General features: G+C 32.4%; 12 protein-coding genes. 4 read left to right on the top strand and 8 right to left on the bottom strand.

All coding sequences use genetic code 11. The features are described from left to right. Nucleotides 1-73 precede the first annotated feature (73 nt). Nucleotides 74-619, top strand: coding sequence for a DUF2911 domain-containing protein (locus B0E44_RS12065; RefSeq protein ID WP_077375308.1), 546 nt, complete (start codon nucleotides 74-76; stop codon nucleotides 617-619). A 70-nt stretch (nucleotides 620-689) separates the two neighbouring features. On the opposite strand, the gene B0E44_RS12060 is transcribed toward B0E44_RS12065, so the two are convergent. Genes B0E44_RS12060 through B0E44_RS12050 form a run of 3 tightly spaced genes read right to left on the bottom strand, consistent with a single transcriptional unit; the run spans nucleotide 690 to nucleotide 6,435 of the window. Next, nucleotides 690-2,501 carry a TonB-dependent receptor gene (locus B0E44_RS12060; protein ID WP_254423292.1) on the bottom strand — a complete coding sequence of 604 codons (1,812 nt, stop codon included), beginning with the start codon at nucleotides 2,499-2,501 and terminating at the stop codon, nucleotides 690-692. A gap of 46 nt (nucleotides 2,502-2,547) precedes the next feature. After that, nucleotides 2,548-3,411 (bottom strand): PhzF family phenazine biosynthesis protein, encoded by an 864-nt coding sequence (locus B0E44_RS12055; protein ID WP_077375305.1) that lies wholly within the window; start codon nucleotides 3,409-3,411, stop codon nucleotides 2,548-2,550. 9 nt (nucleotides 3,412-3,420) lie between these two features. Next, on the bottom strand, nucleotides 3,421-6,435 hold the full coding sequence (locus tag B0E44_RS12050) for a tetratricopeptide repeat protein (RefSeq protein WP_077375302.1): 3,015 nt from the start codon (nucleotides 6,433-6,435) through the stop codon (nucleotides 3,421-3,423). Between the two features lie 267 nt (nucleotides 6,436-6,702). Here B0E44_RS12050 and B0E44_RS12045 point away from each other — a divergent pair, with 267 nt between their 5' ends. Together B0E44_RS12045 and B0E44_RS12040 are read left to right on the top strand one after the other, a co-directional pair. Continuing rightward, nucleotides 6,703-7,386 (top strand): cell division ATP-binding protein FtsE, encoded by a 684-nt coding sequence (locus B0E44_RS12045; protein ID WP_077375299.1) that lies wholly within the window; start codon nucleotides 6,703-6,705, stop codon nucleotides 7,384-7,386. Beyond that, nucleotides 7,386-8,303 carry a glycosyltransferase family A protein gene (locus tag B0E44_RS12040; protein WP_077375296.1) on the top strand — a complete coding sequence of 306 codons (918 nt, stop codon included), beginning with the start codon at nucleotides 7,386-7,388 and terminating at the stop codon, nucleotides 8,301-8,303. The genes B0E44_RS12045 and B0E44_RS12040 overlap by 1 nt, the downstream gene beginning before the upstream one ends. Here B0E44_RS12040 and B0E44_RS12035 read toward each other — a convergent pair. From B0E44_RS12035 to B0E44_RS12025, 3 genes are read right to left on the bottom strand one after another with little or no spacing between them, the layout of a single operon-like run. After that, entirely contained in the window at nucleotides 8,274-9,368 is a 1,095-nt protein-coding gene (locus B0E44_RS12035; RefSeq protein ID WP_077375293.1) for a glycosyltransferase family 4 protein, read from the bottom strand. The genes B0E44_RS12040 and B0E44_RS12035 overlap by 30 nt on opposite strands. Further along, complete coding sequence (locus B0E44_RS12030) at nucleotides 9,365-9,769, bottom strand: FdtA/QdtA family cupin domain-containing protein (RefSeq protein WP_077375290.1); 405 nt, start codon at nucleotides 9,767-9,769, stop codon at nucleotides 9,365-9,367. The genes B0E44_RS12035 and B0E44_RS12030 overlap by 4 nt, the downstream gene beginning before the upstream one ends. A gap of 1 nt (nucleotide 9,770) precedes the next feature. After that, nucleotides 9,771-10,868: a glycosyltransferase gene (locus tag B0E44_RS12025; RefSeq protein WP_165688794.1), complete on the bottom strand. Its 1,098-nt coding sequence runs from the start codon at nucleotides 10,866-10,868 to the stop codon at nucleotides 9,771-9,773. A gap of 52 nt (nucleotides 10,869-10,920) precedes the next feature. Here B0E44_RS12025 and B0E44_RS12020 point away from each other — a divergent pair, with 52 nt between their 5' ends. Next, nucleotides 10,921-11,823, top strand: coding sequence for a glycosyltransferase (locus tag B0E44_RS12020; RefSeq protein ID WP_077375284.1), 903 nt, complete (start codon nucleotides 10,921-10,923; stop codon nucleotides 11,821-11,823). Nucleotides 11,824-11,837: 14 nt separating this feature from the next. On the opposite strand, the gene B0E44_RS12015 is transcribed toward B0E44_RS12020, so the two are convergent. Continuing rightward, the gene (locus B0E44_RS12015) at nucleotides 11,838-12,602 is read right to left on the bottom strand and encodes a transferase (RefSeq protein ID WP_254423291.1); all 765 of its coding nucleotides are present in this window, start codon (nucleotides 12,600-12,602) and stop codon (nucleotides 11,838-11,840) included. Next, complete coding sequence (locus tag B0E44_RS12010) at nucleotides 12,595-14,082, bottom strand: oligosaccharide flippase family protein (protein ID WP_077375281.1); 1,488 nt, start codon at nucleotides 14,080-14,082, stop codon at nucleotides 12,595-12,597. Before B0E44_RS12010 ends, B0E44_RS12015 begins: the two co-directional genes overlap by 8 nt. Nucleotide 14,083 lies beyond the last annotated feature (1 nt).

Here is a 14,083-nt window from a genome sequence, read left to right as displayed (position 1 = left end):
ATTTAACACGCTATTATATAATTTTTGCATTACAATCTATATTTTTAACTTCTTAATTAATTTAATAACTATTATGAAAAAAACTTCGATTATTGCAACTATGGCATTTGGAATGATGATGGTTTGTACATCTAACGCAAATGCGCAAAAATTTCCTGGTTTAGATAAAAGTCCAATGGATATAGCTGCTTATCCTAACGATTACAAAGATGCTAACAAAACTGCAAGAATTATTTACGGAAGACCACAACTTAAAGGTCGTGCTTTGAGTGAATTGACTCCAGCAGGAAAGCTTTGGAGAACGGGTGCTAATGAAGCTCCTGAAATTACTTTTTACAAGGATGTAAAATTAGGTAAAACCACAATTAAAGCGGGTTCTTACTCTTTATTCACTATTCCAGAAAAAGATTCTTATACTATAATTATTAATAAAGACATAAACGTTTCTGGAAGTTCTACCTACAAAGAAGCGAATGATGTGGCTCGTTTGAAAGTTCCAGTAACAGAAGGTGATGAAGCTCTCGAAGCTTTCTCAATGGTTTTCACTAAAGGGGATACTGGTATTATTCTAAACTTAGGTTGGGATAAAGTACGTGTAGCTGTACCTTTTACAGAATAAATTCTATTTTTAAAACCATAAAAAAAGCTTCTTTTTATCAAAGAAGCTTTTTTTATGAGCAAAATTTCTCTTAAAAATCGAATTTATAATTTCCTCCCACCATTACTTGGAAACCTTGAACTGGATAATTCAACCATTTTTGATATCCGTTATTCATAATGTTGTTTGCTTTTAAAAATGTAGTAAACCTTTCACTGTATTTGAATCGAATATTGGCATTCAAATCAAAATAACCATCTAGAGTGATTGGTCCAGGAGCAGTAACATAAACAATATCGGTATTTAATTGTTGGTCTTTGAGTTCGCCTACATAAAATAAATTTACACCAGCAAACCATTTCTCGGTAACCATAAAATCAAGTTTGGAATTCAATTCAATCTCTGGCAAATTCCAAGCTTCTTCCTGATATTTATTTGAATAACTATTAAAAGTTCCATCGACTTCTACAGTAATACCTTTGGCTAAATCGGCTTTAATTTCTCCATAAAGACGCATGATTTTCATATCGTCATAAATTACCTGAAATGAATTTCCGAAAGCGTAATTGGCATTTGTATCGCTTTCTGTATAATCATTGCTTTTGAATAACGCTTTGTTTTCGTCATATACATAAGATGCTTTTATGTCATAACTAACTGTACTTGCTAATTTCCCTTTCAATCCCGCAGATATATCATACAATTCATTGGTTGGTTTAATATTTAATGTCGGTGAAACAAATGGATTTCCATCAACAAAATCTTTATAGGTATTTTGCTGCAAGTTACCAATAGCACTAGCATAAAATATCATCAAATCACTCACTACATTATATGAAGCTGTAACAGATGGATAGACATAGAACTTGTTGCTCGTGTTATCCTTGCCCATACTATAAACCAAACCTGCTCCAATATCGATTGTCCAATCGTCTCTTTTCATTACAAAACTCGGCACAATCCCTAAATTTGTAAAGCCATATTTAATATCTGCCGTATTGGTTCCTGAATAATCTTTTTTAAAACTACCATCAACATAATCGACAAAAACTTTTGTCTTTATTTCTTCATCCAAAACATCAAACTTAAAAGTTGGCGCTAGTAAAAATCGATTCTCAGCTGAACTATATGCATCGGAAAAGTGAGTAAGTTCAAGTTTAACATCTTTCACCAAGGCTTCTTCAAAAACCAGTGAACCTCCAGCTGTAATTGTATTGTAAGATTGTTGCGGATCAATACCATTAACCAAAGCCATACTTTGTGGAAGTGTCAATGTATTCCCAAAAGCGGCTGGCAATCCATACCAATTATAAATTTGATTTTGATAACCTAGCTTTAAATCCCAAGCCATTTCCTCTTCATTTGACCCGTAAATCAAATCGATTTTAGTGTCATAATAGAAGTCGTCCAGTGTAATCTCTTTTATACCTCCCTGTGAAGAATTATGGCGAAACATCCCTCCTATATATTCATTATTATTTAGATCCTCATTCACATACAATTCCGTATTCAAAGCACCATAATTACCAATGCCAAATGTTGCATAGTTTTTAAACAAACGCTCTTGCTTTGCTTTCTCAACTCCTTGTGCATTTCCTTTGGAAGGAGAAAAAGTAGAAGCCACAGGAAAAGGCAAAATAGAATATTTCACACTCTCTTTTTTAGCATTTTCTTCATTTGTAATTACAGGAACTTCTTTTACCTTGAAAGCATCGGAAATTGTTGGCGTATATGGCTTAACAACATTTACCACCTCTGTCCCAATATTATCCTTTTTGTCTTTTTTGTCTTGCGCAAAAGATAATTGTGAAAAAAGTAAGAGAAAAACCCCCATCGTAACCCTCCCCACAATTGAGAACATTGATTGTTTATTTATGAATGCTTTTATGTTTTTGATTATCATCTTTACTTTTTTTTCTATCTCTGTTTTCTATTTTTTGCCTTCTCCTTTAGACTTCCCATTCACCTTTTGCAATGAATTGTGTCTTCCCTCCTATTTTGATGTCAAAATAATCTCCTGACAACTCACCGTCAAAATAAATTCTCGAAGGTCGATTGATAAAATCCCCTTGATGATTGACTATTTTAATTTCTGGTGAATGGTATTTCAGAAGAAAAGCCTGCAAACAGGTACTCGCACTTCCGGTGGCCGCATCTTCGATAATCTGATTGTGTTCAATGCATAACATTCTGCTGTAAAGTTTCCCTTTATCAAAACAATAGAAATACAATGATCTATGATTTGTTCTACAATGAGCCTGCAACCATTCTTTCATTTTAAGCAATTCGAGATTTAAATCTTCCAGCGCTTTTTTACTTTTAAGCGGAACAATTACAAACGCACTTCCTGTGGTCACTTCCTGAATCGGAAATATATCATCAAAATCAGCAGCACTTAAATTACTGAAAGACAAAAAATCTTCCTTTGCGAAAACGTCCCAAAATTGAGGTTGAGCTGCCTGCAACCAAACTAAATCTCCCGATTGCTGAATTGGAATTTCACCAACTGGAACCGATAATTTAAAATTCCGAGGTTGGCTTTCAACTATTTTATTCATCAATACCCACGAAGTCCCGATTATTGGATGGCCTGCAAACTGCATTTCGTGTTCTGCGGTAAAAATTCGAATTGATGCACTATTATTTTCGGGGTGAATGTCAGTAATAAAAGTGCTTTCAGCAAAGTTAATTTCACGTGCAATTTTCTGCATCTCGTCCTTATTTAGTCCATCAGCATCCAAAAAAACTGCCAGTTGATTTCCGGCATACTTTTCCTCTGCAAAAACATCTACTATATAAAAAGGTAATTTCATTTTGCTTTTTTATTTAGTTATTGATGAATTCGTTTTGGCTTCTTCTATTTTTATTCTGTTCAATTCTGTTTTAGCTTCTTCAACTACATCCGAATAATCGGTGAAGTTTTCGATTACATTTTCCAAAACATAGGTCGCTTGATAACTGTCTTTCAAACCATAATAATTCTTTGCCATTAGCACCAAACCTTTGGCACCAAAATAGCGGTAACTTGAATAATTTTTGGCTAATTTTTGAATAGCAGTATTCGAAATCTCGAATTTTCCGTCTTTGTTTTTAAAATAGGCATCATAATACAACGCTTCGGCAGCGAGTTCTCCTTTGCTTACCGTTAATAATTTTGCGTAAGCGACTTTGGCTTTGGCTTCGTCTCCAGATTGCATCGCAGAACGGGCAACGATGATTTGGGCATCACTCTTTACGTTTTCCTCGGCTTTTGGATTAGCCAAAACTTTATCCGCATAAACCACCGAATTTGGATAATCCTTTGTTTCGTAATAACATTTCATCAAATTCGCTTGCGCAAAAGTCTTATTCTGCGAAAAATCGGCTTCATTTTCTATTCGAACCAAAACTGGAATTCCTTTGTCGCAATTTTTATCTTTCAAAAATATCTGTGCCAATCGAACCAAAGACTGCTCCGTATATTCACAACGAGGCTGGCTTATTACATACTCATAATTAAGAACCGATTTACTTTCCGAACCTTCTTCATAAAGCAATTGCGCCAATTGAAAATTAGCTTTCAGGATATGAACTCCATTTGGGAATTTTGAAACATAACTACTGTATCCCGAAATGGCCTGTTTATTGTTACCCTGCCCCAACTGTTTTTCGGCGGCCTCAAAAGTGTCATTATCTAATTCCAAATCAGTAACGGCCACAAAATCTAATGTTCTTACCCAAGTGGCGTATTCATCCACTTTTCCGTTATCCACATAAATTAATCGAGCTGTAGAAACCGCTTCATAAGCTTCGGGAGTTTTGGGAAAATCGGAAGCCACTTTTTTAAATTTGGCTAAAGCCAAATCATCGCGATCCGAATTATAGTAGATCAATCCTTGACGCAAAATAGCTCTTGAGGTATACGAACTACTTTTTAGAGTTGTCACCAATTTATCATAGGCTTTTATCGCTAAATCCTGTTTGTTATCAGCCACGTATGTATTTCCTAATTCAAACAAAGCATCATCTTGGTAATCTGATTTTGGATACAATGTCAAAAATGCATTTAGTTCTTCTAGCTTTTTACTGTTTTTTGAAAGAAATCCGTAGCAAAGTGCTTTTTGAAAATAGGCATAATCAGCATCTACACTTTTGGATTCTATTACCTTAAGATAAGCATCAAGAGCTGATTGATATTTGGTAGTCACGAATCGGCAGTCGGCAAGACGCAAATAGGAATCATTCAAACGAAACTTATCTGCTTTATTATTATCTATTTGACTTTGAAAAGAATTTCCCGCAGCGTCATACTCTTTCAACTTAAAATTAGCGTAAGCAATATTATAATTGATGCTTTTATATTCAACTGTTTCTTTGGCTTTTGCCAAATCCGAAAACTGCTGATAACTCAACAAAGCTTCTTTGTAATCTTCCAAATTATATTGTGACTCGGCTTTCCAAAAAGAAGCTCGGGCAGTAATCGCAGGATCTTTTTGTTCCTTAATTGCTTTTTCAAACATCGACAAAGATTCTGAATAATTCCCTTCGGTATATAATTCCAATCCTCTATAAAAAACGACTTTTTGATAGGCAATTCTATTTTCTGGAGTTTTATTTTTTTCTAATAAAACCAATGCTTCTTTGTAGTTTTTGGATGAAATATAAGAATCGATCAACAATTTTTCAATAACATCATTATTTGGATTCGTTGGATATTTATTGATAAATCCCAATAAAACTTCAGGAACACTTTGGTACGAATTCCCAATTTCATAACTCAATTTGGCATAATTGAAACTGGCATCTTCTTGAAGTTTCAAATTAAAATTCATCTCGGAAGCATTCTTGAAAGCATTCAAAGCCTGTTGTTTTTTGCCTGATTCCAAATAACTTTCTCCCAAATGATAATACCCATTCTGAGCTATGAAATCGTTTCCATCAATGATTTTATTGAATTGCGAAATCGCATTTTCATAATCCTTTTGAACATAATAAGCATAGCCTAATTGATAGAAATCGGTATTATTCCACTTCCCTTTTTTTCCTTTATACCCAACCAAATAAGGAATTGCTTTGTCGTATTGTTTTAGATTAAAATAGCTTTCACCAATAATTTTATTCAATTCTGATTTTTCTTCGGGAGTGGAATTCGGCATTGCTTTGATTCCTAAATCGATGGCTTTTTGGAAATCCCCAGATTTGAAACTCATATCCGATTTGTAATACGATAATTTCTCAGAGTACTTTTCATTACCGGAAACTTGGTCAAATTGTTTATTGGCTTCTACATAATCATCCGATTCGTAGGCCATAAACCCCATATAATATTTGCTTTGAGTTCCGTATTCATCAGTATTGGCAACTTTACTAAAATATTTTTGGGCTTCTTTTGTTTTTTTGGAATCAAAATAAGCATATCCTTTTTGGAAATTATACTTGTTGCGTTCACTATCTTTTAGAACACTTTCATCTACCCTATTAAACCACAATAAGGATTCTTTATATTCTCTATGGTCAAAATAGTAATAGGCAACATCAATAAAAGCTTGATTTTGCTTACGGCTTGAAGGGTAATCTTCCACGAAACCATTGATAAGCTCCTCGGCATTATCCTGGTCGGTATGAATGGCACAATTGGCAATATAATAAGCACAGTCTGACTTTAACCCTTCGGTCGTAGCTGTTTTTTGAACTTGTTTAAAAATGATTTGTGCTGACGTATATTGTTTGTCTTCATATAAAGAAATCGCTTTATCAAAATCTTTTAACGGGTAAGTATAAATGGTCGATTCTTGCGAATAAAGGGACGAAATTTGAACAATAAAAAGAAATAAAAAAAGCCTGGGAAGTTTACACATTGTTGTTTTTATTTAATGTTCAAATATATTTAATCTGTTTCTATAACGAAAGGCTGACGGCTTTTATTATGAATTACTTTTAAACATAAAACCTTACCCACAACCCTTGTCTCTTGAAGGGACAACTAAACTAATGAATTGAAATTTCTTTTTTTTTAAAATTTTGCCTTTTGTAATTTGCTTTTTGCCTTTTGCGTTTTATTTTCACCTTTTACTTTTGTATTTGGATTTTATCTTTTTACTTTTACCCAATAAACAAATTCCATTATGTCACAATCTGTACTGTCTTTAAAAAAAGTAAATATATACCAAGAAGGAAAAATCATTTTATCTGATGTTAATCTGGAAGTCAACCACGGCGAATTTATATACATCATTGGGAAAACAGGATCTGGAAAGAGTAGTTTATTAAAAACATTGTATGCGGATTTACCCTTAACCGAAGGAGAAGGCAAAATTGTTGAATTTGATTTGGCTGCTATAAAAGAAGATGACATTCCGTTTTTAAGAAGAAAAATCGGTATTGTTTTTCAAGATTTCAAACTACTTCCGGATCGTTCCGTAAAAGACAACATGCTTTTTGTTTTGAAAGCTACTGGATGGATTGATAAAGACGGAATGGATGAGAAAATCAATGAGGTACTTGACAAGGTAAATATGAAAAATTTTGCCAATCAAATGCCACACCAACTTTCTGGCGGTGAGCAACAAAGAATCGCTATCGCAAGAGCGTTATTGAACGACCCTGAATTTATCCTTGCCGATGAGCCAACAGGAAATCTTGACCCGCAAACCAGCATCGAAGTTCTTGAAGTTTTAAGAAAAATCAATGCTAATGGGAAAACAGTCATTATGGCTACTCACGATTATGCCTTATTGATGAAATACCCATACAAAACCTTAAAATGTGAGGACGCAACCATTTTTGAAGTGGTACAAAGAACGGTGTAATGTTATCGATTCTTATTCCTGCTTACAATTACAATACATTTCCGCTTGTTTTAGAATTACATAAGCAATGTTTGGATTGTGAAATTGAATTTGAAATTTTGTGTCAAGATGATGCTTCGGATTCAAAGTGGAATACGGAAAACCAAAAAATAAACTCCTTAAATAACTGTTCCTTTTCTATTAATAATTACAACCTCGGAAGAGGCGAGAACATTAATTCATTAGTAAAACAATCAAAATACAGTTTATTGCTCATAATGGATTGCGATACTTTTCCAGTCCAGAATAATTTTATTCAAAAATATTGTACAGTAATTCCAACAGCTTCGGTTGTGTTTGGAGGTATTCAATATGAGAAAAAACAGCCTGGCAAAGAACAACTTTTACGTTGGGTTTATGGAAATATCAGAGAATCACTTTCACTTGAAAGCAGGAATAAAAACCCAAACAACAATGCACTGACTTCTAATTTATTAATTAAAAAAGAAATCATCTCACAATATCCTTTTGACACAACCATTACAAAATATGGTTATGAAGATTTATGCTTTTTATCTGTGTTAAAAACCAAAAACATTAAAATTTTTCATATTGATAATCCAACCTATCATTTGAATTTAGAAACTTCTATTCTTTTTTTAGAAAAAACAAAAACAGCGATTGAGAATCTTGTTTATATTATCAATTATGGAAAATTTCCTGATATCGAAAGTAAAATCAATTCCGCTTATGTTGTTTTAAAAACACTAAAACTCGTTGCAATAACGGCTACCATTTTCAACAAAACAGAATCAAAGATAATTTCTAATTTACTTTCCGAAAAACCTTCACTTTTCCTTTTTGATCTTTACAAATTGGGATATTATTGTAAAATTCAATCCAAACAATTATTTGCTTACCAAGGTTTCAAAAAGTAATTTCCATTGTTGCATTATACTGTCCAAATCATATTTCTGCACACTCTCTTGAGCATTTTTACCCATTTTTATTCTCAAATTTTCATCTTCAATAAGCAATTCCAGTTTTTGAACAAATGAATCTACATTTCCATCTTCAATCAAAAAACCATTCTCTCCTTCTTCAATAATAGCTCTTGGTCCTGTCGGGCAATCATAGGCGACACAAGGCAAACCAGAAGCCATCGCCTCAAGCAACACCATCGGAAATCCTTCAGAACGAGAAGTCATAACATACACAGATGAAGTCAAGTATTTTTCTGAAATGTTTTTTACGGGTGCGTTTAAATTCATATTAGACTCAATTCCCAACTCAAGAACTGCTTGTTTCAAATTTGTCACCGATTCCCCATAAATATCTAAAGTCCAATCTGGGTATTTCACAATCACTTTCTGCCAAATCACCAATAATCTATCTAGTCCTTTTTCATACGAATTTCGAGCAACAGCTATTACTTTTTTGGTTTTTAAATCGTTGACAATAATGTTTTTAATCCAAGACGGATTAGAAATAACCAAACCATTTTCTACATTCCATTCTTTCAAACTTTCATTGGACAAAGCAACTAATTTCGAGAACTTATTTGCTCCAAAATCTTTGAATTTATATTTAAGTGAGCTTTTGAATTTTGAAATAGAATCCGATTTCAATTGTTTTTCTTCAATATATTTTGAACCGTGACATTCAAAAACAATCGGAATTGCATCTGACAGAATAAAAGGAATTGTATAGGCTTTCAATCCATTATCACAAACAATAATTACATCTGGCTGAATGCTTTCTATTTTGCTTTTTAAAGACTTACGAAAAGAACTAAAAAAATTAAAAATCGATCCGTTCAGAGTCATATCATGGAAAACAATCTTTTCATGGAAAGAATAGAACAATGGAAAATTTCCTTGATTTTGAGTAAGAATATGAACTTCATAACCAAACTTTTCGACAAGGTAATTCAGCTTTAACGATAGAACTCTAGCGACTCCACCTTCATTATTTAGTTTGGGAACTATATAAAATAATTTCATTTTTTGGTACTCAAGAATTCATCAAAATCTCTTATATAATCTTCTTCCAAAAAATCATCAGAAGCCAAAACCAAACAAACAGCACCCGAAGAAAAATTCTCCAATTCACGCCAAATACCTGTGGGAATAAGCAACCCAACATTCGGTTTGTTTAACAAATAACGTTTTTTTTCAATTCCGTCATTTACGGTTACTTCAAAACTACCGCTTAAAGCAATTAGAACTTCCTGCTGATCGATATGAGCATGTCCACCTCTAAAAGCAGTGCTTGGCACATCAAAAAGATAATAAACACGTTTGAATTCAAAGGGTAAAAAATCACTTTGAATAATTCCTAAATTCCCTCTTACATCTTCAACGACAGGTATTTTTAATAATTGAATCTCGTTTATCATTTCCATTTTAAATCGTATTAATTTGCATTAAATCCAACCATTGCTTCCCTATTGTATCCAATAAAAATGGAGTTACACTTTCTTTTGCATTTTGCTTACAATATTGATATATTTTTTCATCCTCAACCATTCCATTCATTCCTTCTGTAAGTTTTTCCAAGTTTTGATTTTCAACAAGAATTCCGTTTTTTAAATTACTGATAATTTCTCCTGGACCACAAGGACAATCAAATGAAACAACTGGAGTTCCACAAGCCAATGACTCTAAAATTACATTTGGCATTCCTTCATTTTTACTGCTCAAAACTAAAAATCGAGCATTTTTTAAATATTTGAAAGGATTATTTTGGTATCCTAAAAAATGCACAAAATCAATTGCATTACACTCTTTTGCTACTTTCTTCAATTCTTTACTATCGCCTTCTCCTACTATCACAAGGTGAATTTGTTTATCCATTAAAACAGAATTGGCATAACTCAAAATCAATTTGTCAAACTGTTTTATATTGTTTTCATATTGCCCAATTGCAATTATGTATTCAAAATCAATAGTAATTGGTTCATCACACTTTTGATAAATCTCCTCTAAATTAACTGGATTTGAAATTGTAACCATACTATTCAACTGATGCTTTTCTACAATCAATTCTTCCATTTGCTTCGTTATTGCGACATTGGCATAACAATGATTGTACATTAATCGGGTTAACCAAGAATTATTTGGCATATAATGGTCTATCAAAAAGCTATGGACTGTAAAAATTGTTTTAGTATTATAAATAAATCTGGCTAAAATTAATTCTTGAATGACTTTGGTTCGAAAACGAAAATCTATAATAAAATCAAAATCGCTATCATTTAGATACTTCCGCAACGAAATCAGTCGTTTAATCTTATTGAATAATCCATTAGCTTTATTCTTCAATAAACCTAAATTAACCAGTTTTCCGGAATAAGGATAAGAGACCTCATCCAAAACAATAATAATATGAACATCAATATTATTTTTTGCAAAAAAAACAGATAAATTGGCCATCACTTTATCACTACCGCCCCCACTTAATCGATAACCGATTAATGCAATTTTATATTTTTTGTGGGGCAATATCATTTTCGTTTTGTTATTTTCGTCTCAAATATAACTATTTTAAAAAATAATGCAGAACAATCCTCTCGTTACTATTATTTGTTTGTGCTACAACCACGGAGCCTACGTAGTTGAGAGTTTAAATTCTGTTATTAATCAATCATATCCTTCTATTGAACTTATTATTGTTGATGATTCCAGCACTGATAATTCAAAAAAAGTAATTACAAATTGGCTCGAAAAAAATCCTCAAATTCAGTTTATCGCCAATAAAACCAATTTAGGAAATACCAAATCCTTTAACAAAGCCCTAAAACTGGCCAAAGGGGAATATGTAATTGACTTGGCAGCCGATGATTTGCTATTACCCAATTGTGTGACGTTACAAATCGATGCTTTCAAAAAAAGCGGCTACAAAAACCTCGGTGTTGTTTATGGCAATGTTAAATTAATTTCAGAAAATGGCACGTTCGACTCTTATTATTTTCCGGTAAATACGCAAAAAAAGGTAATCGAAAACAGAATTACAGGAGACATTTATGAATCGGTTCTTTCTGGAGGTAATAGTATTTGTTCCGTATCTGCAATGATTAAGAAAACCGTATTCGACCGTTTACAAGGTTATGATGAAACACTGGCTTATGAAGATTTAGATTTTTGGATTCGGGCTTCCCGCCAATATGAGTTTGACTTTATAGATGAACCTCTAGTTCAAAAAAGAATAGTTACAAATTCTTTAGGAAGTGACTTCTTCAAAAAAAAGGATAGCCGAGCAAAGAAAATAAATCATTCCACTTACTTAATTCTAAAAAAAGCAATCGCATTAAACCGAACTAGAGCCGAAGATTTAGCTATTCAAAAAAGAATACATAATGAAATTATTCACACGTTAAAAATCAATGATTTTGGTTTGTTTTTTAAACTTTTAGGATTGCGGGTTTTGTTGGTTAAACGAAAGTTTTTTAAACTTTAATTATTGATTTAATCCTAAAACTGAACAATTAAATATTTCATTAAAGGCTCTTTCTCATTTTCCCAATCACGGCTATAATTATTTTTCAAGAGTTTGGCCGGAATTCCTCCTAATAAAATATTACTTCCAAAACTTGTATAATCTTTATTGCACAAAGAATTTGAGGCAACAACACAATAATCAGGGGTTTTAGTATTCGGCATTATCGAAATTCTATTAGAAAATGAATTATAACTACCGATATGAATTGAACCTTGTTGCGGATATTGTTCACCTGTCAGTGTGTTTATCATAGGATGAAAATTGGTGTCCATTATTTGCGATTCATGCCCTATTCTAGACCAATCCCCAATAAAAAGTTTATGAGTACAAATAACCTTAACACTAGACCCCAAACAAGTCATATACCCAAACTCACAGTCTGCATTTTGGCCGATATACAAAATAACATCTTTCCCCATATGTGCATATCCATTAAATGTTAGCTTCCCATAAAGTGAAAGTTGCGCAATTCCTCTAGACTTAATTTCTATTTCAAATTGTTGTCCAAATCCAATCATTGCTGTTTTAATCGGTCCGTTTATTATGATTTCACCTTGAATACTTTGAAAATGAACTTTCCCATAAAAAAAGACAGGAAGCTTTTTGGCTGTTTGAAAAGGAAATTTTTTAAAATTAAAATAAAACGTTTTTGTCCAATTTACAGAATAATAAAATTTTAATTTATGATATACCGATCGTAGTTTTCGATACATTTTCTTCACCAACTCTTTAATCATTTTTTCTCTTACTTATCGAATTAAATAAAAATTTCAAGCCTATTTTTTCATTCAAATGATGCAGAACAAAACCTAAAGATAAAACTACCATCATCGTCATCAAACTGTATTTTAAAAATGGATTTGGAATGTATCGTATAAAAAAAGTGGCAACGCACATCACTATGCAAATCATATAAGCTCGATAAAATTCAACATCAAAGTAGAAATCATACCTCTTCTTTGTAATTATTTTTATAGCGACTAAATGTATAAAATAATAAATCAAAAAACTAAAGCCAAGTCCTTCTAAACCATAAAAAGAATACCCTAATATATTTAAAATCACGGACAAAAAATTAAATCCAAAAGCAGTTTTGACAAACATTTTCGAATCTCCTTTGGCTATCAATATAAAGCCCATTGACCATGAAACAGCCCGAAACAACATCGCCAGTATTCCAAAACAAACCATTGGAATAATCGAAATAAATTCTGAAGTGTATAAAACCTTTATGATAAGCGGAACAAACGTTAAAAATAGGATTATAATTGGAGTAATTATAAATATAGACATATAGGATTGCTCTATCACACTTACCCTGATTTTTTTATTATCGTTGCAAATTGAGGATAATTTTGGAAAATAATCGGTACTCATTACTGTAAAAACAATTCCGACATACGAATTCAGTAATGTAAAACCCGCATTATAAAATCCCACTTCTTTTAATCCTCCAGTTTTTCCAACATAAATCTGAATGATATAAGATGCTAATAATGTCAGTAATCCACTTAATGTCAGCATTAATCCGAGTTTGATTATGCTTTTTCCTTCACCGAATAATTCAGAATTTGAAATAGTACTTTTTTCAATTTTAATTTTTCTCGAATAATAAAAAGACACCAAGAAAGAAACAACAGAAGTTACCAAAATTGCAGGAACGATGGCATCAATTCGATAAAAGTAATACAAGGGAATACTGAACAACAATCCAATCAAATTTCCATAAAAATTAGCTTTGGCCAATATTTTTAACTTGCGAAATCCTTGAAAAACAACTATTTGCCCAACAGACAACTGTTTAAACAACAAGGTTATTGACAGGTAAACGAAGAAATATGTGTAATTTGAATTGCCAAAAGTGAGTTTACTCAACCAACTTGAAAATAAGGCAACAATCAGCGTTCCAAAAATTCCCGTTACAAAAGCTATTTTTTTAACTATTGCAATTATTGGAGAAGCCGAATTTAAATCGGCTGAATTATACTGTTCTGAAATGTGTTTTATAGCGCTGGTTTCAATCCCTAAACCCGTAATACCACTAACCATATTCAGTGCCGAATTCAACAACGAAACAATTCCCATTCCTGCCGGGCCTATAAAAATTGCAATAAGTTTTGTTCTAACAATTGAAATAATAATATTTAAAAATTGCATCCCGCCAAAAATAGAGGTTGCTTTTACAATTTGCAGGTATGAAGATTTGCTTTCGGTCACT

Source organism: Flavobacterium sp. A45, from assembly GCF_002001005.1.
GTDB lineage: Bacteria > Bacteroidota > Bacteroidia > Flavobacteriales > Flavobacteriaceae > Flavobacterium.
The sequence above is the reverse complement of the archived record's forward strand: the minus strand, read 5'-3'. Positions and strand labels throughout refer to the sequence as shown.

What these genes read in the sequence shown, in the direction of transcription:
- B0E44_RS12040 (WP_077375296.1), top strand. Translation starts at nt 7,386, where the DNA reads ATGTTATCGATTCTTATTCCTGCTTACAATTACAATACATTTCCGCTT.
- B0E44_RS12015 (WP_254423291.1), bottom strand. Translation starts at nt 12,602, where the DNA reads ATGATTAAAGAGTTGGTGAAGAAAATGTATCGAAAACTACGATCGGTA.
- B0E44_RS12055 (WP_077375305.1), bottom strand. Translation starts at nt 3,411, where the DNA reads ATGAAATTACCTTTTTATATAGTAGATGTTTTTGCAGAGGAAAAGTAT.
- B0E44_RS12035 (WP_077375293.1), bottom strand. Translation starts at nt 9,368, where the DNA reads ATGAAATTATTTTATATAGTTCCCAAACTAAATAATGAAGGTGGAGTC.
- B0E44_RS12050 (WP_077375302.1), bottom strand. Translation starts at nt 6,435, where the DNA reads ATGTGTAAACTTCCCAGGCTTTTTTTATTTCTTTTTATTGTTCAAATT.
- B0E44_RS12020 (WP_077375284.1), top strand. Translation starts at nt 10,921, where the DNA reads ATGCAGAACAATCCTCTCGTTACTATTATTTGTTTGTGCTACAACCAC.
- B0E44_RS12065 (WP_077375308.1), top strand. Translation starts at nt 74, where the DNA reads ATGAAAAAAACTTCGATTATTGCAACTATGGCATTTGGAATGATGATG.
- B0E44_RS12045 (WP_077375299.1), top strand. Translation starts at nt 6,703, where the DNA reads ATGTCACAATCTGTACTGTCTTTAAAAAAAGTAAATATATACCAAGAA.
- B0E44_RS12060 (WP_254423292.1), bottom strand. Translation starts at nt 2,501, where the DNA reads ATGATAATCAAAAACATAAAAGCATTCATAAATAAACAATCAATGTTC.
- B0E44_RS12030 (WP_077375290.1), bottom strand. Translation starts at nt 9,769, where the DNA reads ATGGAAATGATAAACGAGATTCAATTATTAAAAATACCTGTCGTTGAA.